The sequence below is a fragment of the Arthrobacter sp. H35-D1 genome, assembly GCF_030063185.1.
Taxonomy (GTDB): domain Bacteria; phylum Actinomycetota; class Actinomycetes; order Actinomycetales; family Micrococcaceae; genus Specibacter.
In genome coordinates, this window is record NZ_JASISP010000002.1 from 1 (window position 1) to 22,533 (window position 22,533).

13 protein-coding genes and 1 pseudogene are annotated in these 22,533 nt (G+C 62.1%); 6 read left to right on the plus strand and 8 right to left on the minus strand.

All coding sequences use genetic code 11. From position 1 onward, the window contains the following. Positions 1 to 221, plus strand: a pseudogene (locus tag QMG25_RS03450) (hypothetical protein); the annotation flags it as partial. 208 nt (positions 222 to 429) lie between these two features. Here the strand turns inward: QMG25_RS03450 and QMG25_RS03455 are convergent. Then, positions 430 to 1,812, minus strand: a complete 1,383-nt coding sequence (locus QMG25_RS03455; protein ID WP_283457379.1) for a glycosyltransferase family 2 protein — start codon at positions 1,810 to 1,812, stop codon at positions 430 to 432. Continuing rightward, entirely contained in the window at positions 1,809 to 3,137 is a 1,329-nt protein-coding gene (locus tag QMG25_RS03460; protein WP_283457380.1) for a polysaccharide deacetylase family protein, read from the minus strand. The genes QMG25_RS03455 and QMG25_RS03460 overlap by 4 nt, the downstream gene beginning before the upstream one ends. 503 nt (positions 3,138 to 3,640) lie before the next feature. On the opposite strand from QMG25_RS03460, the gene QMG25_RS03465 reads away from it, so the two are divergent. Continuing rightward, on the plus strand, positions 3,641 to 4,738 hold the full coding sequence (locus tag QMG25_RS03465) for a chitinase (RefSeq protein WP_283457381.1): 1,098 nt from the start codon (positions 3,641 to 3,643) through the stop codon (positions 4,736 to 4,738). Positions 4,739 to 4,743: 5 nt separating this feature from the next. Here QMG25_RS03465 and QMG25_RS03470 read toward each other — a convergent pair whose 3' ends face one another. The 6 genes from QMG25_RS03470 to rfbA all read right to left on the minus strand — a co-directional run bounded on the left by QMG25_RS03470 (position 4,744) and on the right by rfbA (position 15,750). Then, a complete protein-coding gene (locus QMG25_RS03470; RefSeq protein ID WP_283457382.1) occupies positions 4,744 to 5,526 on the minus strand; it encodes a hypothetical protein in 783 nt (260 codons plus the stop codon). Positions 5,527 to 5,629: 103 nt separating this feature from the next. Further along, positions 5,630 to 6,637, minus strand: a complete 1,008-nt coding sequence (locus tag QMG25_RS03475; protein ID WP_283457383.1) for a dTDP-glucose 4,6-dehydratase — start codon at positions 6,635 to 6,637, stop codon at positions 5,630 to 5,632. A gap of 53 nt (positions 6,638 to 6,690) precedes the next feature. After that, complete coding sequence (locus QMG25_RS03480; protein ID WP_283457384.1) at positions 6,691 to 8,088, minus strand: nucleotide sugar dehydrogenase; 1,398 nt, start codon at positions 8,086 to 8,088, stop codon at positions 6,691 to 6,693. Between the two features lie 615 nt (positions 8,089 to 8,703). After that, positions 8,704 to 11,373, minus strand: coding sequence for a helix-turn-helix transcriptional regulator (locus tag QMG25_RS03485; protein WP_283457385.1), 2,670 nt, complete (start codon positions 11,371 to 11,373; stop codon positions 8,704 to 8,706). Next, positions 11,370 to 14,078 carry a helix-turn-helix transcriptional regulator gene (locus tag QMG25_RS03490; protein ID WP_283457386.1) on the minus strand — a complete coding sequence of 903 codons (2,709 nt, stop codon included), beginning with the start codon at positions 14,076 to 14,078 and terminating at the stop codon, positions 11,370 to 11,372. The genes QMG25_RS03485 and QMG25_RS03490 overlap by 4 nt, the downstream gene beginning before the upstream one ends. An 811-nt stretch (positions 14,079 to 14,889) precedes the next feature. Then, on the minus strand, positions 14,890 to 15,750 hold the full coding sequence (gene rfbA / locus QMG25_RS03495) for a glucose-1-phosphate thymidylyltransferase RfbA (RefSeq protein WP_283457387.1): 861 nt from the start codon (positions 15,748 to 15,750) through the stop codon (positions 14,890 to 14,892). A 50-nt stretch (positions 15,751 to 15,800) separates the two neighbouring features. Between rfbA and rfbB the strand changes: the two genes are divergently transcribed. The 4 genes from rfbB to QMG25_RS03515 all read left to right on the plus strand — a co-directional run bounded on the left by rfbB (position 15,801) and on the right by QMG25_RS03515 (position 22,424). Next, positions 15,801 to 16,832 (plus strand): dTDP-glucose 4,6-dehydratase, encoded by a 1,032-nt coding sequence (gene rfbB, locus QMG25_RS03500; protein WP_283457388.1) that lies wholly within the window; start codon positions 15,801 to 15,803, stop codon positions 16,830 to 16,832. Next, positions 16,833 to 18,254 carry a sugar nucleotide-binding protein gene (locus tag QMG25_RS03505; protein ID WP_283457389.1) on the plus strand — a complete coding sequence of 474 codons (1,422 nt, stop codon included), beginning with the start codon at positions 16,833 to 16,835 and terminating at the stop codon, positions 18,252 to 18,254. Then, entirely contained in the window at positions 18,254 to 19,450 is a 1,197-nt protein-coding gene (gene lhgD / locus QMG25_RS03510; RefSeq protein WP_283457390.1) for an L-2-hydroxyglutarate dehydrogenase, read from the plus strand. The genes QMG25_RS03505 and lhgD overlap by 1 nt, the downstream gene beginning before the upstream one ends. A 235-nt stretch (positions 19,451 to 19,685) precedes the next feature. Further along, positions 19,686 to 22,424 (plus strand): WecB/TagA/CpsF family glycosyltransferase, encoded by a 2,739-nt coding sequence (locus QMG25_RS03515; RefSeq protein WP_283457391.1) that lies wholly within the window; start codon positions 19,686 to 19,688, stop codon positions 22,422 to 22,424. Positions 22,425 to 22,533: the final 109 nt, after the last annotated feature.

Genomic DNA, 22,533 nt, shown 5'->3' on the forward strand with positions numbered 1-22,533 from the left:
TTCCTGCACCGCAGGACTACCCCTTGCACACCGACGTGGTGAGCACCACGTTCTGGGTTGGCGAGATCTTCGATGATTCCCTCGAGGATGGTTCCCAGGTGTGCTCCACCTATGATGGCCAGTGGGCGTTCAACCACACCGGCACCAAGCTCGGCACCAGGCAGCCCAGCGCTGAGGGTTGCCCCGGCAGCGTCTTTGGTGGCTGCGACGGTGTCAGCTGATCCCCTGGGCCGAGGTGGACAATGCTGCCACCGGCGTGAACCACTGCTCCGACTCCAACTACAGCTGAACGGCTGTCTTGGCTTCGCCGATCTCGACGGCGACAACGACCACGTCTCGTGGCGGTTCATCGACAGCGGCAGCGTTCCCGCCGGTCCTTGGCGGAACGTTGCCACCTCCTCGGGTGTGGCTTCTTAACGCGCGCAACCATCACGCATCGATGGAGGCTTTGCTTTGCGCCCGGCGCACCGGGCTGACCCACACACCGGTTGACTTTGAGGAAAACGCGGTGGGAAGTGCCCGAAGACAAATGGCGGCATCAACGATCCGCATGATCGGGAAGAACGGAGCCATGAGCAGATACATCGGCTTGCGCACCGTGGCAGCGGCCAGCAGCGTCAATATCAGGTCGGGGATGAACACGCCGAGCAGGAGGTCCTGTGGGCGAAGAATCCCGGCAAGGAAGACAAGCTCCGGGGCACTCTCGCCGAAAGACACCAAAAGCGTGCTGATCAGTGAGAGCAGGAACGCAGGCACCAACAAAATAAAGAACAAGCAGCTGAGCACCAGCTCCAGGATGTAGAAACCCATCACTACCCAAAAACGGCTCATCCGCACGTTGTGCCGCCGGACCGTTTGCCAGAAGCCAAGAATCCACCGGTGCACTTGTTTGCTGTAATCCCGGAAAGTGTCCGGATCCTGGGTGTAGGCAATGGCGGCTTTGGGGTGGAAGGCTATCCGACCCAAGCGCTTGGCATGGATTTCAAAAGTCATGTTGAAGTCTTCAATGACCAAGCCAGGGGCCACGATGTCGATCTGGCGCAGCGCCCTGGTGCGGTACATGCTGGCGAAGCCGGGAACAATGGGCACCACGTTGGCAAAACGCGCGGCCTGGCCGTACTTCAGCATCAGCTGCACCACTACATAGAGCCGTTCCCGGTAGTACACCAGGAACCGTCCCAACCACGTGGATGCCGGCGGGTCCATGATTGACTTGGCCCGCCCGGCCACTGCAGCAACATCCGGATCGTCAAAGAGCGGCAGCCCCGTCTCGAGATAGTCGGCTGCCGGTTGCGTATCCGCATCAAGCAGCATGACGGCGTCAAAGCTGTCACAAAGCTTGAAATGCTCGATGCCCGCGGCCAGCGCCGCTGCCTTCCCCCTATTGGGATCCAGCTCGAGGACGTTGACCCCCGCCCCCCGCGCAATAGCCGCGGTGGCGTCGGTGGATTTGTCCGAGATGATGTGGATGTTGTGGAGCGGAACGAGGGCCGACACCGTTCGGATGGTGTCCCGAATAACCAATTCCTCGTTGTGGGCGGCGATCAACACCGCAACTTGGGACGGCTTCATCCTCGTCGAGACGGCACGGTGCACCGGTTCCCTGGTGGCGATCTGAGATTTCCTGTTCTTGCCCCCCGGATTCCCTGCGGCCAAGCGGGGACGGTGTCCGCGCGCAGGCATCCGGGGGATGACCCTGCCCAGCCAGTCCGCCGCGTCTCCGGCCTTCTCCGAAGAAGCCCGCGCCAAGCCAATGAGCGACCAGAATATGGTGCTGACACCAAGGACTAAAACTATGTAAACAAAAATCATGGCGCAGGGACTCCCGTGGTGTCGATCATGCTGTAGTTGTCGGTAACCAAGCTGCCGTCGGCGAAGAGGTTGAATCCGAAGCTCAGCGCCTCGGCCCCCTTGGGGATGGGCGGAGTGGCCCAGGAATATTGGACAGCCGCTTCGCTGGGCGCAAACCAGGGACTTGCCGTCCAATAAGTCCATTGGCCCGCCGCGTCCCTGAGGTAAACCTCGATTTGGGTGACGGCGGTGGAGGTTAGCGTGGCACCCAGGGAGTAGCTGTGCCCGGGTACGACGGCGGGCGAGCATTGGCCCAGGTCAAGGGTGGGAAGAATCTTGGCGTCGCCTGAGACAAAGTCCAAGACATCCAAGCGCGCTGCGGTTTCCCCGTCAATGCCCGGAGACAAAATGCCCGCAGACACGGTGCTGAAGATGGACGAGTTCTTGCCGTACGAGGATTTTTGCCAGCACTGGGGCAGATTCCATTCGCCGGGGGTTTCCAGGCCCGGGTTCACCAAGGCGTTCACCCCTGGGGGCGCGGGGGCCCTGGTGGGTCCGGAGACAGCGGGAGCGGAGCGGTTTCCAATGATCTCGTGGACGGTCCGGACCGTGACGCCTCGGTCCGACTGGTCCGCCAGCCAGGCGCAGAACTCCTCAAACACATTCGTGGGAATGGCTTTTTCGCCATGGATTTCGTCGCCGGAACCAAAGACCAGCTGCAGCCAGCTTCCCTTCGCTTCGCTGTCCCTGACGGCGGCCTGCAAGTCGGCCAGGGTCCACCGCGAGTCAATGCTGGCCGTGGCCCGGGTTGCATACACATCCTGGGGAATGACAGTCTCGGCCGCGGCACAAGTGTCGCAGCCGAACTTTCCACCCACCGTTCCCGAACTGCGTGCACTGTTGTATCCGCAGTCCGCCGCCATTTTCTCAATGGCGGCGTTTGTGGCACCAAACGGGTAGGAGAAAGACGTGGCCTTGAATCCCCAGCCTGTCAGCTTGACTCGATCATGGCATATCTGGCGTTTGGCTTCATCTGCGCCCAAGGCGGGCAGGTTCCCCAGCGTGAACGTGTGTCCGCCGACTTCCTGGCCGTCGTTGGCCAACTCCTGCAGATCATCTCGGCCCATGTAGCCGTTCGCCCCGACGAACCCGCTGTTAATGAAAAACGTTCCGCGCAGGCCATGGGCGGCCATGATCTGCGCCTGCTCCATCTGGCTGGCGGTGCCGGAATCAAAGGTCAGGCTGACATTAAAAACGGCCGAGGCCTGGGGCACCGCCACCGGGACGGGTTCTTCGGATGCGGCCAGGGTGGCCCCGCCGCCCACCAAACAGGCGATCACGGCCACAACGGCGGCTCCCCATGGCCATTTCCTGCGCCCGGTCCTCACGTTTCCGCTTTGCGTGCTTGTTCCAGCACTGTCTTCATGCCATGGCTCCACGCTTGCCCCCCAGGGTGATTCGTTCTGCTGATTCAGGCCACAGCCAGCGACCCCACGTCGCGGACCACACTGGCGGTCGATGAGAGACCCGGCCTTCCGCTACGGACCATGTCGGTAGTCGGCTTGGCCAGTCTATGAAGCATGCAGGCACAGGACACGAGTGCTCACTACTCGCTTTTCGAGGGACGCCGGCAACCGTCGTTTCAGGAACACGCGCATCCACCTGTGCAGCTACCTGTCCACACTTGTTTCACCACCCGAGAAACGTTTGCTGCTGCGTCCGCCGCCCGTGTCGGCGTCGACCATGCCTATACAATGCAAGGTAAGTCTCCTGGCCCGTGGTTGGAACGGGAACTTCCACAACGACTACCGGGCCGGGGTGAAACACAGCTGAGACCTGAGGGGATGCTTTGACTGATGGCAAGCACAGCTTCAGGCTGCCGGACCCGCGGAACAGGCTCCCTTTCCGCCTGGTTTCCGGCCTCATGTTGGTGGTTGTGCTGACGGTCCTTGGAATCTCCGCGTTCCGAACCACACTGCCCCAGGCCGAGCCTTGGTTTGCAGGCTATGTGGATGTCACGGTGTCGCCGGCGTACCCGTTCGAGACCCCCGCGTCCGACGCCGCCAAGAACGTCATTCTGTCCTTCATAGTGGCCGGGGCGGCCAACCCTTGTGAACCGCGTTGGGGACCCCACCACACACTGGATGAAGCAGGTACATTGCTGGGCCTTGATGCCAAACTGGCCACCCTGCGCGAGAACGGAGGGCAAGCAGCCATCTCCTTCGGCGGGGCCGCGAACACGGAACTGGCCACGTCCTGCACCGACCTTCCCTCCTTGGAGGATGCGTACCAGGGCGTTGTGGACCGCTATGGAGCATCAACACTGGACTTTGACATTGAAGGCGCGAACTTGGGGCATCCCGGGGCGGGCGCTCGCCGGGCCAAGGCCATCGCGGCCGTGCAGGAACACCAGCGGAGCCACGGCAAGCAGCTGGAGGTTTGGCTCACCCTTCCCGTCTCACCGCGCGGCCTAACGGACGACGGCGTTGCCGAAGTCGAAGCCATGCTCCAGGCCGGCATCGAGCTGGCGGGCGTAAACATCATGACCATGAACTACGGCGAAAGCCGGAGTTCCGGGCAGGGCATGCTCGAGGCCTCCGAGACTGCGGCGGCCACCGTCCATTCGCAGCTGGGCATCATCTATCAAAGGGCAGGGCAGGAGTTGGACAGCCAGGCACTCTGGGCCAAGCTTGGCTTGACGCCGATGATTGGGCTCAATGAAATTTCCACCGATGTCTTTGACCTTGAAACTGCCAGGCAATTCGCAGAATTTGCTTCGGAAAACAAGGTGGCCCGCCTGTCCATGTGGTCCCACAACCGGGACAAGCGCTGCCAGCCCGGCAGCCCGGACCCCACAGTGGCGTCCCATATTTGCAGCGGAACGGCCCAGACCCCAGGAGCTTTTGCCCAAGTACTGGGCGCGCCGTTTGCCGGCACGTTCAGGTAACTGCCTCAGTGGTTGACCTGGCTGGTGGTGACGATGGTCCGCCACGGCCCGTCCGGGACCTCCGACTCATCCACAAATTGCCAGTCCACACGGTCATTTTGCCCGTTGAGATCGCTGAATCCCAGGCAGCCGTTGATGGCGGGTGAGACGTCCATGCCCGCCCCGTTGAACTTCTTGTTTGCCGGCCGGGCGTCATCGGAGCCGAAAACGTAGGCCGAGTCGTGGTACTGGCCGGGGCCCGCGTCCTGGATCTGCCCGTAACAAACACGATCCTTGATCGCTATGCGTACCCAGCGGTTCTTCATGTAGCTGAAATTGCCGTTCGTCGCCTGGCCTGCATAGCCCGGATCGTTCGCCCACGGTATGACCTTGGCGCGCTCGGCGAACGCCGCAGGGTCGTTGATGTCGTCATAAGGCAAGTCAAGGTAAAACGGGTTTTCCATAGGCGTCATGGAACTTGGCATGTAGCCGTTCGCCGCAGTTCTGGGCTCGGTCTGGCACGCGGGCGTGAGAACTCCGTCGCAACCCCCGTAACGGGCCTGCCAATCGTCGTCGTAGGTTGAATACACTTGACTGCCGTCGGCGGCCGACGGATCAAAGACCTCACCAACCCAAAAAGTGGTGGCCACAATGTCCGTGTGCCACGGGTACTTGCCGCCCTCCCGGGCAGGGCCCCTGCCCGAACAGCCCGAGGTCACCACGAGCACCAACACCAGCACCGCAGCGTGCCACGGCATGGCCCGCCACCGGCGGGGTGCGGGCCCGGCCCTGTCCATACGCTCATTCACAAAGTCCCGTTTCTGGTTAATCCCGAACAACGGGGCGCGCTTGCCGCCCCGGGAAAAATCCCGTGGCACCAAACACACCCCGTTGCTGATTGACGCAATCCTGCTAGTTTACTGAGGCGCCAACCATTATGCCGGCGCCCTGCTCCTGCGCCGCTCGGCGTTGGTCATCAGCCACGTTGATGATGATCTCATCAAGGGTTGTTTGAGGATCAAAGCCGACAAATGCATGCGCCTTGCCATTGTTGGGCACACGCCGGCGCATGTCCTCATATCCTTCCGCGTAGGCCTCCTCGTAGGGAACGAAGATGATCTCGCTCGTGCTGTCCAGCAGTTCAATGATCCGCTGGGCCAGCGACAAGATGGAAATCTCGTAGCTGCCGCCCAAGTTGAAGACGTCGCCATACGCTTGGGGTTTTTCCGCAATTTTGGTCATCGCCGGCACCACATCGGCGACATAGGAAAAGCAACGCGTCTGCAGGCCGTCCCCGAACACTGTCAAGGGCTCACCAGCCAGGGCCTGCTTGATCAGCCGCGGCACCACCATGCCGTAGCGGCCTGTCTGGCGGGGACCAACGGTGTTGAAGAGCCTGACGATCGCCACGCGCAAACCAAATTCTTTCCAGTACGAGTGAGCAAAGGCTTCGTCTATTCCCTTGGCTGCGGCGTAGGTCCACCTGGATTTCAATGCCGACCCGAGGATGCGGTCTGCTTCTTCATCCAGGCTGTCCGAGGTGTTTTTGCCGTAAACCTCGCTGGTGGACGCCAGGAGCAGGCTCGCCCCCGCATCAAGAACCGCGTCCAGCACTACCTCCGTGCCGTGAATGTTGGTGCGCAGGCTCTCCAACGGGTTCTCCACGATCAGGTTCACGCCAACGGCGGCAGCCAGGTGGAACACCCTGTCGGTTCCCTTGACCAGCTGGTCCACGGCCGCACGGTCCAGGATGTTCCCCTCGATGAACCTAAAACGAGGATGGTCCATCACACGGTCCAGGTTCTCGATCCGCCCCGTGGACAGATTGTCCAAGACTGTCACTTCATCACCTTGGGCGAGCAAGTGCTCCACCAGGTGCCCGCCAATGAAACCGGCACCGCCGGTAATAGCTGACTTCATAATAAATCCTACTTTCCATTGATTCAAAAAATTGTGGAACCGCCTGGGAACGCCTAGAGCCTGAAGACGTTCGCTGCGCTTGGCAGCCGGTATGTGGTGTCCAGGACCACGGGAACGTCCTTAAGCCAGGAGAGGTCCACGCCGTCGTGGCGGGTGTGGACAATCACCAGGTCCGGACGCCAGCCAACTGGATCCTCCAGCGTGGTCAGGACCCCGCCATTGCCGTCCGGCGCCGTGCGGCACCAATGGTCCATATAGGCCACGTCGGCGTTTTCTACTGTGAGTGCGGAAATGATTTCCAGGGCCGGCGACTCGCGGAGGTCCTCGACGTCGGGCTTGTAGGCCACCCCGACAATCAAGACCCGCGCTGAACAAAGGCCGTGGTCACGGTCGGAGAGGATGCGCCGGGACCGCTCGATGACCTGCTGCGGCCGTGCTGCGATGCCGGCCATGGCGCTCTCGATGACCGGGCTGGCAAGCCGGGACTTGCGCAATTGCCACAGCAGGTAGTGCGGGTCGCAGGGGATGCAGTGGCCGCCCACTCCGGGGCCGGGAGTGAAAGCCATGAACCCGTAGGGCTTGGTATCGGCGGCGGTGACAACGTCCATGACCTCAATGTTCAGGACACGGCAAATGTCGGCGAACTCATTGGCCAGGGCAATGTTGACAGCACGGAAGGTGTTTTCCACCAGCTTGGTCATCTCGGCGGCGTCTGCCGTCGGAACCACGTGGACTTCCTTCGTCAGCGTCTTCAAGAAGTCCTCGGCCCTCCGGCCGCATGTCTCGGTGACACCCCCAACCACCCGGGGGACTTCTTCATGCGTGTGTGTTTCCACACCAGGGTTGATTCGTTCCGGGGAAAAGGCCACGAAGATGTCTTCTCCCGCAACGAGCCCGCGTTCGGCCAAGGGCCCCGACAACATGTCCCGTGTCGATCCCACATACGTGGTGGAAGTCAACACGAGCAGCTGCCCGGCAACCGCATTCTCAACGACGGAGGCGCAGGCGGAGCGCAGAATGCTCAACTCCGGCACCAGGTGGGAGTCCACGGGCGTCGGGACGCAGACCACCACGGCGGCGGCTTGGGAAATGAGGGAGAGATCAGAGGTGATCACGAAGTTGGGATCATCCAGTGCACTGCGCAGGCGGGCCTTGTCGGACTCCAAAAGGTCCGCTCGAAGCGACTCGATCACGGCCAGTCTGCGCTCTGAAACGTCCAGACCCAGGACCTTGTGTCCTGAGGCATTGACTGCGAGCGCCGTGGGAAGCCCCACATAGCCAAGTCCCACAATGGCCACATCGTAGGTGAACTGTTTGTCGGTCTGCAGCGGCAGGACCTGGCCGCCCAACAGGTCGTTCATCCACTCCGTTTCGACAATTGAGGCCTGGACAACCGGCCCGTGTGCTGCCGACACCCTGCTGTGGGTCTTCTCCTTGGTGTTGTATGCCATTGCTCTCTGAACTCCCCTAAAGTTTGTGAATTGTTTCGATTAATGCAGCCGGCCGGTCATCTGTCATGTCCCAGCGAGGTACTTCGCGACATTGGACATGCATGCAAGCCAGGCTGGCGGCCGCACCCGCTGATTTTCAGCAAAGGGCGCCCTGAACTGCCTTGGTCTTTCAAAGGTTTGCTTCGGTGGCAAATAACGGGAAGCGGCGGTTCCTTGATTCCGGTCGCCCCGAGATTGCAGTGGTGGCTGGCGCGGTCATCCCTCTACGGAGACGCTGTCCTTCCACACTCTTTCCAAGACCGTTCCATCCCCATGCGATTCATTGCTAAGACCAATAAATTCAGCCTAGGAAATGAATCCCTTCCGGGCACGAGTGCGGCTTACCCGTCTTTGAATTGCAGCTCTCCGGTTTTTCCCAGGCATACGCGACCTCCGCCTTCGCAGCACTCGTTTTCTACTTGGGCCGGTGAATTGTAGTGGCTTGAAGCAAGTCATTTCGTTGAATTTCTTGGTCCACCCTGCTGCACGAGAAAGGACCCGGCGGTTTCAAACCGCCGGGTCCTTCATGGCACCGTAAATGTGTCAAATAGAAATGTGGTTTTGACGCGAATCAAATCAAAACTGCCACGAATCCAGTCCCGTATTTGCTATTTCTGTTCTGTCGGATATTCCAAGCTTGGCAAATATGCGGTAAAGGTGGCCTTCGACCGTCCGCAGCGAAAGGCCAAAGGCCGCGGCGATATCCCTGTTGCTGGCGCCTCCATGGACCAATGCCGCCACTTTCCGTTCGCGCCGGGTCAACTGCGGCCCACTGCCCAACCGTTCCGACAGAGGAATGTGCCCGTGGACCAACCCGGCCAGGCGGCGTTTGGCCAGCCGCTGGGCGTTGTGGAGGCGGTTTCGGTCCCCCCGTCGACTCAGGAGGGTCACCGCGTTGGCCGCGCTCCAGGCGGCCTCCAGTTCCCGACCCTGGCCCTGTGCCTCATCGCTGAAAGCCAAAAGTGCCGTGGCGTCCCTGTCTGAGATTGCCATGGCGTAGGCAGCTGCATATTTCGCGGCCTGGCCTTCGCACCGCAGCGCAACTGCTTTCAGGCGCAGGGCCAAACCCAGGTCGCCGGCATGAATACCCAGCCTCAACACCTCCATTTCCACATGGAGCATGCCCAGGGCTGCAGCTTCATCTGCGACCCGGCGCAGACTCGGGCGCGGATTTCCCTCGAACATGCCTCGCGCTGCAAGCAGGTAGGCACGGGATCGCAGGCGCGTCGCAACGTCACGCCCCGGGGCGGCAGCCTCATACAACGTCGCGTACTTCTCCGCGACCGATTCCCTCCCCAGCACCGACGCAGTGTAGGCCGTGGCAGCCAGCCCCAAGGGCAAATCGTTTCCCGGATCTGAGACCTGCAACGCAGCGACCGCCTGCATGAGTTTGTGCAGGCCGTCATTCATGGCTCCTTGGCCAATATCGCCAAGTCCTTTTGCCAAGTGAATGGTTCCACCGTAAACAAGCAGCGACAGCGAGTGGCGCTCCGCCTCTTGGTTGACGAAGCGGCACAGTTCATCGAATTGTCCTGCATGCCACAGGGCCGAAAGGTGGCGGCGGGTCACAAATTCGTGCAACTGGGCCAATCGCCCGTCGCCCTGTGCCAACAGCTGTGTGGCGAGGGCTGATGATTTGAGTGCCTCAACCGCCCGTCCGGTTGCCGTCCTCGCCTCGCACAGAAGCGTTGCCGAGACAACGCCGTTCACAGTTCCGGCAACTGCGGAGTTCTGGAGCTCCACCAGCTCCTGTTCCGTGCCTTGGTAGTTTCCCTGCGTGTGCATTCCCTGGATTTCAAGCAGGCGAAGACCCGTGTGATGTTCTGCGCGCTCGGAGTCTCCATGGAAGGCTCCGCTGCGCTCAAGCCTGTGCACGGCCTCCCGCCAGGAGACAACCAGCTCGGCGATGGCAGCGGTTTCCAGCCCGGGGCGCAATCCCACATGCCCGCAGACCCCGGCAGCCAGTTGGACAGTCTCAGGATCCGAGGACTGCTCCAGTATCTCGGTGATCATAAGGGAGAAACGCCTGCGATCGCCGCGCCACAGCATGGCTTTGGCCGTCTCCAGCCGGGCACCGCCGCTCAGCCCCGGCGACGTCACCGCGGCAGCCGCCCGTTCGGCCACATCGGACAAGAAATGCTCGTTGCCCTGTTGGGCCGCCAGCAAGGCAACACTGTCAGGGATCTGAAGCCCCGCTTCCAGCGCCCAGCCCACGTGGCGGACAAGGCTCTCTCCACGTTCGCGGTTTAGATCCACCTTCGCAAGCAGGCGACGCCGCAAGAACAGGCTTCTGGCCGTCGGGAGGAGTTGGGCAGCAACCGCGCCCATGCGCGGGCTGGAGAAGCAGACGCGACGCGAGGGTACCTTGGAAATGACAATGAGCCGGGCTTCCTCCAAGTCATCGACGGCGGCCCTGTCCGCCACTTGGTAGAGCGTTTCCAAATCAAGGCTTCCCGCCAACGCAACATGCTCCAAGGCGTCTCGTGACGTTCCGGCAAGCTGCTGCAGCTGCGTCCCGACCGAGTCCCTCATCCGAGAAGTTGAGCCACTCGGGATCCGGGCAAGAAGCCAGACGCCGTCGACTTCAACCAGGTCACCACTGTTGCGTGCGTGGCTGATGAGTTCCAGCAAGTACAACGGGTTCCCGTCCGCGAGGCGACATAACATGGCGTTCGTCCCGGGAAACACCTGTTGCCCCAGGACGCGCAAGCAAAGTTCGTGCATGGTTTCCGGGGACAGCGGCGTCATTTCAAGGAACTTGAGCAGTCCGTCGGAACACATCGCCCACAGTTCGGCGGGGGCAGCCGGAAAGGGCGAGCAAAGGAAGATGAACTTTGTTCCACTGGCCACCGCCAATTGGGCCAAAAGGGCGGCGCTGTGTTCGTCAAGGAACTGGGCGTCTTCAATCACGAGCACGGCGCATTCATTGGCCTCGGTCCGGAGTGCAGCAGCCAGGGTTTTCAGGACCGCCTTTGGCGAGTCCCCGTGCTCCATCGGCAGCCCTGCAAGAAAGGGTGCCAGCGCTCCATACGGTTCGCCCGAGAGCACCGGGGAGGCAAAAGCATGAAAACCCCGCAGTCTCCCCTGGCCAAGCTCCAGCACAGCCGCAGCCACGGTGGTCTTGCCCATTCCGGGATCGGCCATGATCAAAGAGCCGTGCCAGTCCGGGCCCCGAAGTGAATTCATCACTTCGTCGATGATGTCGCGCCGGCCAAGGAGCGCTTCCGGCAATTCGCTGTTTCTCATGACCTGTCCCCCACAACCTGCTCAAGAACGACTGCCAGGTCAGAACGGTCGGAAATGCGCAACTTCCCAAAAATCTGGTACAAATGTCCTTCGACAGTTCGGATGGACACGTGGAGACTGATGGCGATTTCCTTGTTGCTCGCACCGCTCGCCGCCAATTTGGCGATTTCCAATTGTCGAGCCGTGAGCGGCTGTTTGTCACCTGCCCGCAGGCTGCTGATATCCATGTTCCGCCGACTCGTTTCCAAACGGGCGGCCAGACTGCGGCGTTGATACAGATCCAAGGTCCCCAGCGCCAGGCCCATTTCAGCCGCGTCGACGACGGCTGCATCGTTGCCCGCATCCGCGGCGAGCTCCGCAGCAAGGGCGAGAAGTCCGGCGTCGCCCTTCAGGGTACCCTCGGCCAGTGCACGGTAAAACGAACACGGGCCATCAACGAATTGCTCGGTCGCAGCCAACAACTTCCCGGCCACGCCGACCGCACCGAGCCTCAAGGCAAGACCCAACGACACCATTTCCCAATGGTTCCGCCCGGAGTCCCTGTCGGCCTCGGACAGGGACAGCAATTGGGTGACGCTGCCGTCGCGGTCCCCTGACATTCCCCTGGCCGCCAGTTCAAAGTGGCGCCCCATCCGCTCCACAAGCCACGGTGCGGCAGCGCCGCAGCCGCCCAATTCCGCAAGGTACCTGCGGCACGAATCGACGTCGCCGGACAGCGCAGACGCGTAGGCCGCCGCAGAGAGAGCCAGCGCCAGAGCCCCGCACTGGTCTTTCAGGCGCAACTGCGCAAGCTCTGGCCTCAGGAGAGACAGGCAATGCTCGCCGTGCCCCCTGGCAGCGGCGAGTATTGGCAGGGCCAGATCAGCGAAGACCGTGCCATGGACCGCGACTTCCTGGGCCATGCTCCGGCCATGGAACCCACGGGCCGATTCTTCTGCAGCGTCAAGCCTTCCCGCTATCAAGTAGGTGAAGAACAGAAGCTCCCGAACCTGTTCCGTTCCTGCCGGCGCGGCATCGACTTGGTCCAGTGCCGCCGTCAGCCCGTCGGCGAGCTCGAGAGCCTTGTCGATGTGGCCTGCTGCAGCCGTGGCCAGGCTCAGCTGGCCGCCAAGCATCAGGGCGTTGGATCCCGCATGCTGTGTTTCGGCCAACATACAGTGGTTGAGCTCGTCAAGAACGGAAGAATAATTGCCCGACCACCAGGCCGCCCCCACCCCGGCGAGTGCCAATTGGCTGCGGAGCGGGCCAATGCCCGCTCCTGTTGGAACGATCCCGCGATCCTGGGGGTCGGGGTAGAGTTCCGTGCGGACTTTATCCAAGTTCGCATCCGCTTCCTGCCAGGTCTCCCTCGAGGTCACAAGCATGCTGGTCTCCGCCAGCTGGAGCTCCACCCAGCTATCGAGGGTGGGTTCCTCGTGTGTGGAGCAGTAGAAGGACCTGAGCACATCATGAACAGCGGAAACTTCGCCCAGGATCATGTGAGAGCGGACTTGTTCGACTGTCACGGATGTCAATTTAACCCCAGGATCCTGCGACGCCAGCAGCCACAATGCCTGCCGCGGCCGCATCCTGTTGTTCTCCGTTCGGGCGGCGGCCGCCAGCGCCACGCCGTCGCCCGCCGGCTGGCCGCACTCCAGCGACCAGACCGCCATGCCCACGGCAGCTGGGCTGGATTCCTGCGCCCTGGGCAAGTGCAAGTTGACCGCCTCCCACAAGTCACGGCTACGTCCTGCCGGAACCCTGCTGCGGACAACACGGGCCAGCAGCGGACTGCCGGTCCGGACTATGTGCCCGGTATCGATCCTGAGGAGGCCCTTTTGCTCCAAGGCATCAATTTCATCGCCCTCCACCAGGGCCAGCAGGGTATTGATGGGAATTCCCCCTGCCAAGGCAACGATTTCCAGGGTTCGGGCCTCCGCAGAACTGAGCCTGCCCAATTGCTTCGCGAACAACCTTGCAGGGATTCGTTCGTCTTCTTCAACCGACTCATCCAGACACCAGACGCCGTCACCACTCACAAGGGCCCCTGACTTTTGCATGTCTTCCGCGAGCACGCCCAGATAAAATGGATCCCCCCCACTGGCATTCCACAACCTCCGCCCGGCAAGTCGGGACAGGCTTCCGCCCAAGCGTGCTTCAAGTGCATTGATTGCCTCAAGAAAAGACAACGGCTCCACCGCCAGCTGCCTGGCGCTACCATCCTTCACAAGGTCGGAAAGTTCCCGGGGCAGGAAGCGGGAGGCCGCGCATGTCAAGAGCAGGCGGACGGCGCCTACCCTGGCCAGTTGGGCAAGGATGACGGCAGAGCGTCCGTCCAAATCGTTGGCGTTGTCGACATAAAGGCAGACGGCCTTCCCTTCGGCCATGCATTCCAAACGCCGTCGAGTTGCCGCCAACACCTGGACCGGGTTGTTGGCGTTCCCCCGGCCCTCCTCCCACAGAAAAACAGCCAAGGCCCCATAGGGTTCTTTCGACGTGTGTGCGCTGGTGTGGAGTCGGATCACGTGCAAGTCGGGTTGCAGACGCTTGACAGCTCCAGCAGCCAAGTGGCTCTTGCCAATCCCAGACTCCCCCGTCAGCACGACGCTCTTCCCCGCGCCCTCCGTTCCATCGCCTTCACCTTGAGGCTTCAGCGCCTCAACAATCTCCGCGACAACAGATTCCCGACCACTGACAATCCACTGCATCGACACAGAATTCCGCACGAACGCTCCCCATTGGTATTTAGACACCAAATACTGCTTGCAAGTCACAGCGGTGCCGCCGCACCATGGGTGGCTGCGGCGGCACCAGTCAACATTGCCAGCACATCTGAAAGTCATTGAGACACAAAAAAATTCAAACACTTCCGGCAGGCCCGGCCCCAGTGGTCGGTTTCTGCCAATGCCTCACGGTATCCAGCGGTATTTTCGTTTACACGAGTGCTGGCCACTCGTATTTGGCACCGGGGCTACTCGACTACGCCTGCGAGTACTCATTTTGGACGTGCGCCAAGCAGGCAAGGTGACTGTGGCAGGGTGGCCGCTCGAGGCTCAATGGCAACAACACTCGGTTCCGGTTGCCGTGGCACCTGCTGTCATGAGGGAGCACACTTCCATGGCACAGCCGGGAAACACAAGCAGACATGGTTGGGCCAGGAAGTTCCATGCTCCGAGTAGCAAAGCAAGTAGCAATCGGGATACTCGGCGGGACGGAACCGGCCTTTTCGCATTCCAGATGAAACAGTCGAGTGGTCAACACCCGTGTTTGTGCCGTCGGAAAACGATTTACTAGAGCTACGTACACCGGCAATTGCTGCGCTGGAGAGCTGAAATCGGCTCGCTGGCACATGCTGGCGTCGTTCCCCGATGGGGCCCCACACCAGAGCTCAGGTCAACAACTTGGACTTCATGGCGACCCGACCCATCAAAACTGCACGGTGATGCCACTGTTGTCATCACCGTGCCCCCGATCGGAGCCGGCGGCGGATAGGCCTCTTGAGACCCAGGCCTTCCCCCAGCCGTCGTCGGCTCCCCTTTAGTCCAAAAGCTCAAGCAGGTAGCTGCCGTAGCCGCTCTTGACGAGCTTTTCAGCCCGCTGCCGCAAATCGTTGTCACTGAGGAAGCCCATGCGCCAGGCAACTTCCTCCGGTGCGCCAATTTTCAAGCCCTGGCGGTTTTCCACCGTTCGGACAAAGGTGGAGGCATCGTTGAGGTCGCTGAAAGTTCCCGTGTCCAACCAGGCCGTGCCGCGCGGAAGCAGTTCAACATGCAACTCACCACGGTCAAGGTAGGCGCTGTTGACATCGGTGATCTCCAATTCTCCACGGGCGGAAGGCTTGAGGTTCCTGGCAATGTCGATGACGTCGTTGTCATAAAAATACAGCCCAGGGACAGCGTAATTGCTGCGCGGTTTCTTCGGCTTTTCCTCCAGCGAGACAACTTTCCCTTCAGCATCAAATTCCACTACACCGTAGGCGCTGGGGTCCTTGACCCAATACCCAAAAATGGAGCCGCCGGTGAGGTACTCGTGCTTTTGCAATTGGGTGCCCATACCGTGGCCGTAAAAGATGTTGTCGCCCAGCACCAAGGCCACTGTTTCGTGGCCAATATGGTCCGCGCCGAGCACAAAGGCCTGCGCCAGACCGTCCGGGGAGGGCTGCTGGACATAGCTGAGATTCACCCCGAACTGGGAGCCGTCGCCCAGCAGGCGCTGGAAGGCTCCTGCTTCGTGGGGCGTGGTGATGATCAAGATGTCCCTGATGCCGGCCAGAATCAGTGTGGACAAGGGGTAATAGATCATCGGCTTGTCATAGACAGGGACAAGTTGCTTGCTGATGCCCAAAGTGATCGGATGCAGGCGGCTGCCCGTCCCTCCGGCGAGAATGATGCCACGCATTGTTACCGTCCTAACATCGAGATCAACCGCACTGCCACTACGCTGGGGTGATGCGCAGACTTTTGGTTACCGGGGGTGCTGGTTTTATTGGGGCCAACTTCATCCACTATGTCATGGCTCACACTGATTTTCAGGTGACCGTGCTGGATAAGTTGACATATGCAGGGCACGAATCCTCGCTGAAGGGGCTGCCACCGGACCGGTTGACCTTTGTCCATGGCGATATTTGCGATGAAGTCCTCGTCGACGCGCTGGTGGCGGGGGTGGACGCCGTGGTGCATTACGCTGCGGAGTCGCACAATGACAATTCGTTGGCTGCTCCGCTGCCTTTCCTGCAGACAAACATCGTGGGCAGCTACGTGTTGCTTGAGGCGGTGCGAAAACACGGGAAACGCTTCCACCACATCTCAACTGACGAGGTGTACGGCGATTTGGCCCTTGACGAACCACTTCGGTTCACCGAGCACACCCCGTACAACCCCTCCAGCCCGTATTCATCCACAAAGGCCGGCTCGGATCTGCTGGTGCGGGCCTGGGTGCGCTCCTTCGGCGTGGAGGCCACCATCAGCAACTGCTCCAACAACTATGGCCCGTTCCAGCACGTGGAGAAGTTCATTCCACGCCAAATCACCAACATCATTGACGGCATCCGGCCCAAACTGTACGGCTCGGGTGAAAATGTGCGCGACTGGATCCACGCCGACGACCATTCCGCCGCCGTGCTGTTGATTCTGCAGCGCGGCGTTCCCGGGGAAACGTACTTGATCGGCGCCGACGGGGAAAGGAACAACAAGGACGTCATCGAAGCGATCCTTGTCGGCATGGGCCGCCCCGCCGATGCCTACGACCACGTCACCGACAGGCCCGGACACGATCTCCGCTACGCCATCGATTCCTCGAAGCTGCGCACCGAACTGGGCTGGACGCCGTCGAAGGCGGACTTCGCGGCGGGGCTGGCCGAAACCATCCACTGGTACCGGGACAACGAGGACTGGTGGCGGGAGCAAAAAGCCGCCACGGAAGCGAAGTATGCGGCCGCCGGGGAGCAGCTGGCCGGAGCAGCATCCAGGCAGGGCCGCTAAATGCCGGGCCCGGAGTTCGGCAAGCCCTTGGCCGCCCGCAGCACCCCCATCCCGGGCGTGCTGCTCCTTGACCTCCCCGTGCACGGGGACAACCGCGGCTGGTTCAAGGAAAACTGGCAGCGCGAAAAAATGAGGGCCGCAGGGCTGCCCGACTTTGGCCCCGTGCAAAACAACATTTCCTTCAACGAAAGTGCCGGCACCACCCGCGGCATCCACGCCGAGCCGTGGGACAAGTTTATTTCCGTCGCCACCGGGAGCGTGTTTGGGGCCTGGGTGGACCTGCGCGAAGGCCCCTCATTCGGGGCCACATTCACCGCCATTCTCGATCCTGCAACGGCCATTTTCATCCCCCGCGGGGTGGGCAACGCTTTCCAAACCCTCGAGCACAACACCGCCTACACCTACCTCGTCAACGACCACTGGTCGGCCGGCGCCCAGGGCCGCTACACGTTCTTGAACTTGTCCGATCCCGCCGCCGCCATTCCCTGGCCCATCCCGTTGGAGCAGGCCGAGCTGTCCGAGAAGGACCGCGCCCACCCCTTCCTTGACGATGTTGCGCCCATGCAGCCGCGTAAGATCCTTGTGTTGGGTGCCAACGGCCAGTTGGGCCTGGCCCTGCGCCGGATGTATAGCGGGGCGGCGAACGTTGAGTTTGCCACCCGGACCGAGCTTGACCTCGCCGGGCCGGACCCCTTTGCCGAGTGGGATTTTTCCGAGTACGGCACCGTCATCAACGCGGCCGCCTACACCTCGGTGGATGCTGCGGAAACCCCTGCCGGGCGGGCCGCGGCCTGGGCCGTGAACGTCTCGGCCGTTTCCGCCCTGGCCCGGCACTGCACCGAGCACCGCATCACGCTGGTGCACATTTCCAGCGACTACGTCTTTGACGGCCAGCTGAGCGAACACGGCGAAGACGAACCGTTTTCCCCGCTGGGCGTCTACGGGCAGAGCAAGGCGGCTGGCGACGCCGTGGTGGCCACAGTCCCGGCACACTACATCCTGCGCACCAGCTGGGTCATTGGCGAAGGAAGCAACTTTGTTGCCACCATGGCCTTGCTGGCCGCCCGGGGCATCCAGCCCTCGGTGGTCAACGACCAGTTCGGCCGCCTGACGTTCACCCGGGACATTGGCGCAGCCATCAAGCACCTGCTCGAAGTTGGCGCGCCTTTCGGCACGTACAACGTGAGCTGCTCGGGCCCCGTCCAGTCCTGGGCGAGCATCGCTGCGGACGTCTACGAAATCCTGGGCCACCGCCGCGATGCCGTCACCGGGGTGAGCACTGCAGAATACTTTGCCGGCAAGGACGCCGCACCGCGGCCCGTGCACTCCGCCCTGGCACTGGGGAAGATTCAGGCCACCGGCTTCGAAACACCTGCCCCGTCATGCCGACTACTTGAGTACCTCGACCAAGGCGGGCTCTGATGGCAAAGCTGCGGGCCGCCGTCGTTGGCGGGGGCATTGTGGGAGTGGCGGTGGCGCGCGAGCTCCTGCTCTCCGGCAAGGCAGCCGAGGTGGCCCTGTACGAAAAGGAACCCTCCCTGGCCGCCCACCAGACCGGGCGCAACTCCGGGGTGGTCCATGCAGGGCTGTACTACGAGCCCGGCGGACTCAAGGCCACGCTGTGCCGGCGCGGGGTGGGCCTGCTGCAGGAACTCACCGCACGGCGCAATGTCCCGTACGAGGAGTGCGGGAAGGTGGTGGTGGCGCGCGACGACGTGGAGCTTGCCCGGCTGCGCACCCTTTTTGACCGGGCCGTGGCCAATGGCGTGCCCGGTGTGCGCATGATCGACGGCCCCGAGCTGCGGCGCATTGAACCGCACGCCCGGGGTATCGCCGCCCTGCACTCCCCCACCACGGCCATCACCAACTACGCCGCGGCAACACGGGCCATGGCAGAGGATTTCACCGAGGCCGGCGGAACAATCTTCCTGGGCACCAGGGTCACCGGGATTGACGACGGCGGCACGCACGTTTCGGTGCTCAGCGAAGCAGGCTCCAGTTCCTTCGACTTGGTGATCAATTGCGCCGGCCTGCAGTCCGACCGGCTGGCCAAAGCCTCCGGGGACTCGGCAAACCCGCGCATTGTGCCGTTCTTCGGCGCCTACTTTCTGCTGCGCGAGGACCGTCGCAGCCTTGTCAACGGCCTGATCTACCCCGTCCCGGACCCTCGCTACCCGTTCCTGGGCGTGCACCTGACGAAGCGAATCGACGGGGAAATCATGGTGGGGCCCAACGCTTTCCTGGCTGGCGGGCGTGAAGCGTACTCAGGGCTGGAACTGATGCCACGGGACCTTGCCGCAGTGGCAGGCTTCGGCGGGTTCTGGCGTTTTGCCGCCGGGAACATTCCAGCCGCCCTGCGTGAGGGGCGGACCGTGCTCAGCCGCAAGGCGTTCATCGAAGCGGCGCGGGCCTATGTGCCCGAGCTGGCAGTGGCCGACGTGGTTCCCGGCAGCCGCGGTATCCGCGCCCAGGCCATGAACGGCGACGGCAGCCTGGTGGACGACTTTGTCATCACCGGCAATTCACGCATCATGCATGTCCGCAACGCGCCCTCCCCCGGCGCCACCTCGTCCATGGCCATTGCCGAACACATCGTGGTGCTCGCCACCACCTGCTGAGCCCGCAGGCAAGTAGTTCGTCCAATTAATCTGAGTACCTACTGCGCTTTGTCGCGCCTTCCCACTCTAGTGAGAGCCTCCCCCGGGTTCTAAAGTCAGCTGGAGCTGGCCCGTCCGTCGTGCCCCCACGGGTTTTCCCCGTTCGTGGTTTCCTGAACGGGTCCGCCTCTGCGACAACTACTAGCACGGGGGTTTTGATGTGTAGCCGGACTTTTGAGCACTTGGCGGGCCAGTCATGAACGATTGGTTGGATCTTGCACGATCCACGCAATTCGCCCCAAGCAGCGCTGTTTTCACCGCCCCAGAACCGGAAGCCGCCCGCGCCATTCTTGGCGGGGCGTACGTTGACCTCAGATGGTTCGACGAGGCTGTCCTTGAGATCATGGCTGCCACCAGGGACCCCCGCCGTAATCCGCTGGGTGTGGTGTCAGCCAATCTAGACCATGTCATGCACTTTGGCGAAGGCAGCCGGTGGCGCGGCACCCTCAACTCCTCCACGTCGATTGACTGGCTCACCTTGCTTGACGGCGCGCCGCTGCGCGCCAAGGCCACGGCGCTGACCGGCCAGCAATGGCCCCGGCTCGCCGGCAGCGACCTGATCAATCCGCTGCTTGACGAAGCAGAAAAAGCGGGATTGTGCATTGGCTTCCTCGGTGGAACGGAGGCCACCCACTCACTTTTGAAGGAACAGTTTGCGCGGAACCGACCGAACTTGCGGGTTTCTGGTTGGTGGGCGCCGGACCGCGGTTCGCTGGTTGATCCGGCCGTCTCCGAACAGCTGGCCCGCGATGTTGCCCGGTCAGGGACGGACATGCTCGTGGTGGGTCTCGGAAAACCACGGCAGGAGCTGTGGATCGCCCAATACGGCGCCTTGACCGGGGCCTCGGTGCTGCTGGCCTTTGGCGCCGTTGTGGACTTCCTTGCCGGCAGAATTCAGCGGGCACCCCAGCCCGTGGTTGATGCGGGCATGGAGTGGGCTTGGCGGCTGGCCCTGGAACCCAAGCGACTCGCCAAACGCTACCTGGTGCAAGGGCCGGAAGCCTTCATTCGCATGAACCGGCACAGCAGCGTGGGCAGTTCCACCGTGCGGGCCGGTGCCACCCGCAATCCTTTCACTGCGCGTGCGCAGGAGGTGGCGGCGGCCATTGGCACTGCCTTGGATCAGGTGAGTGAACCGGTGCCCGGGGACGGCAGATTCATGCCCCCAGACATGCTCGCTGATGTCACCGTGGTGCTGGTGACATACAACAATGTTGATGACATTGACCCGCTCTTCTCTGGCCTCCGTGAGGAGACGGCAGGGCAGTCCTTGAAGGTGGTCATCGCCGACAACGGATCAGTGGACGGCACAGTTGAGCGCATAGCCGCCCATGCCGACGTGGTCTTGGTCAAGACAGGCGCCAACCTTGGCTATGCCGGCGGCATCAACGTCGCCTTGGCGGAGGCCGGCCCCTGCCACGATGTGCTGGTACTCAACCCCGACCTGCGCATCTCCCCCGGCGCCATCAAAACCTTGCGCAGCCGCTTGATCACGTCCTCGGCAGGGATCGCAGTGCCCAAACTCCTGGACACGGACGGCACCACCTACACCTCGCTGCGGCGGGAACCCAGTCTTGCCAAGTCCATGGGAGACGCAGTTTTTGGCAGCAAGGCCCCGGGCCGGCCGGACTGGCTTTCAGAGATCGACTACAACACTGAAAGTTACCAATATCCGCACCCTATCGAATGGGCCACGGGTGCCGCACTTCTCGTTTCCGGCGAGGTACTGGCGGACGTTGGGGAATGGGATGAACAATATTTCCTCTACTCGGAGGAAACCGACTACTTCCGCAGGGCCCGCTACCACGGGCATGCGATTTGGTTCGAACCGGCAGCCACCATGGTGCACAGCCGCGGAGGCTCCGGAGCCTCGGCTGATCTGGTTGCGCTCATGGCTGTCAACCGGGTCCGGTACGCTGCAGCCCACCATTCCAGGGGCTACGCTGCGCTGGCACGAACCATTGGAGCCACTGCCGAGCTGGCCCGAGCCTACAAACCGGGAAACCGCAAGGCCTTCCTGGCCCTGGCCGGCGTGCACCCCTGGACGAAGCTCCCGCAAGCAACGCCGGCACCAGTTCCCGAACCTGCTGCTGCGCCCACCACAGATTTCCCATCGGGTGCCGTCATCATTCCGGCACACAACGAGTCTGCAGTTCTGGCCAGGACGCTCCAACCGTTGGCTGCTTTGGCGGCGTCGGGAGCTATTGAAGTGATCGTGGCATGCAACGGCTGCACCGATGACACCGCGGCCATTGCGGCAGGCTTTCCCGGCGTCACGGTGCTTGACCTGAAGGAGCCTTCCAAAACGGCAGCCCTGAACGCCGCAGATGCAGTTTGCTCACGCTGGCCCCGCTTGTACTTGGATGCCGACATTGAGATCACGCCGGAAGCCGTGGCGCAGGTCTTCGAGCACCTGGCGGGCCCGGGGGCGTTGGCCGCACGGCCCGCGTTCCGTTATGAAACCACCGGTTCCGACCCGCTGGTGCAGGCATATTACCGTGCCAGGATGCGCATTCCAGCAATGAACGAGCACCTGTGGGGTGCGGGGGCTTACGCTGTCAGCGCTGCCGGCCACGCACGTTTTCCGCAATTCTCCCCGGCCACAGCGGATGATGTCTTTGTCGACTCACTGTTCGGCGCTGGCGAGAAAGCGGTGCTGCACACCGACCCTGTGGTGGTCCGAGTCCCGCAAAACACCCGCGATCTGCACAAGACCTTGCGCCGGATCTACCGTGGGAACCATGAGCTGCAAGCGGGAACAAAACAGCCGACGGGACTGGGCCCGGTGGTACGGAGCATTAGCGGCCCGCATGCCCTGGTGGATGCCGGGGTCTATGCATCGCTGGCGGTCTCCGGCAAGGTTCGCAAGGGAAAATCCTTGACAACGGGGGGCGGATGGGACCGGGATGCAAGCAGCCGAAACCACCAAGTATAGGGCCCCAGTGCACGGATCGGCCCGGGGCGACGATGCCGACGCATGTTACGATTTGATACCAGGGGGAGATTGCCTAGGTCAAATCGACGCATATTCAGGACTATCCCAC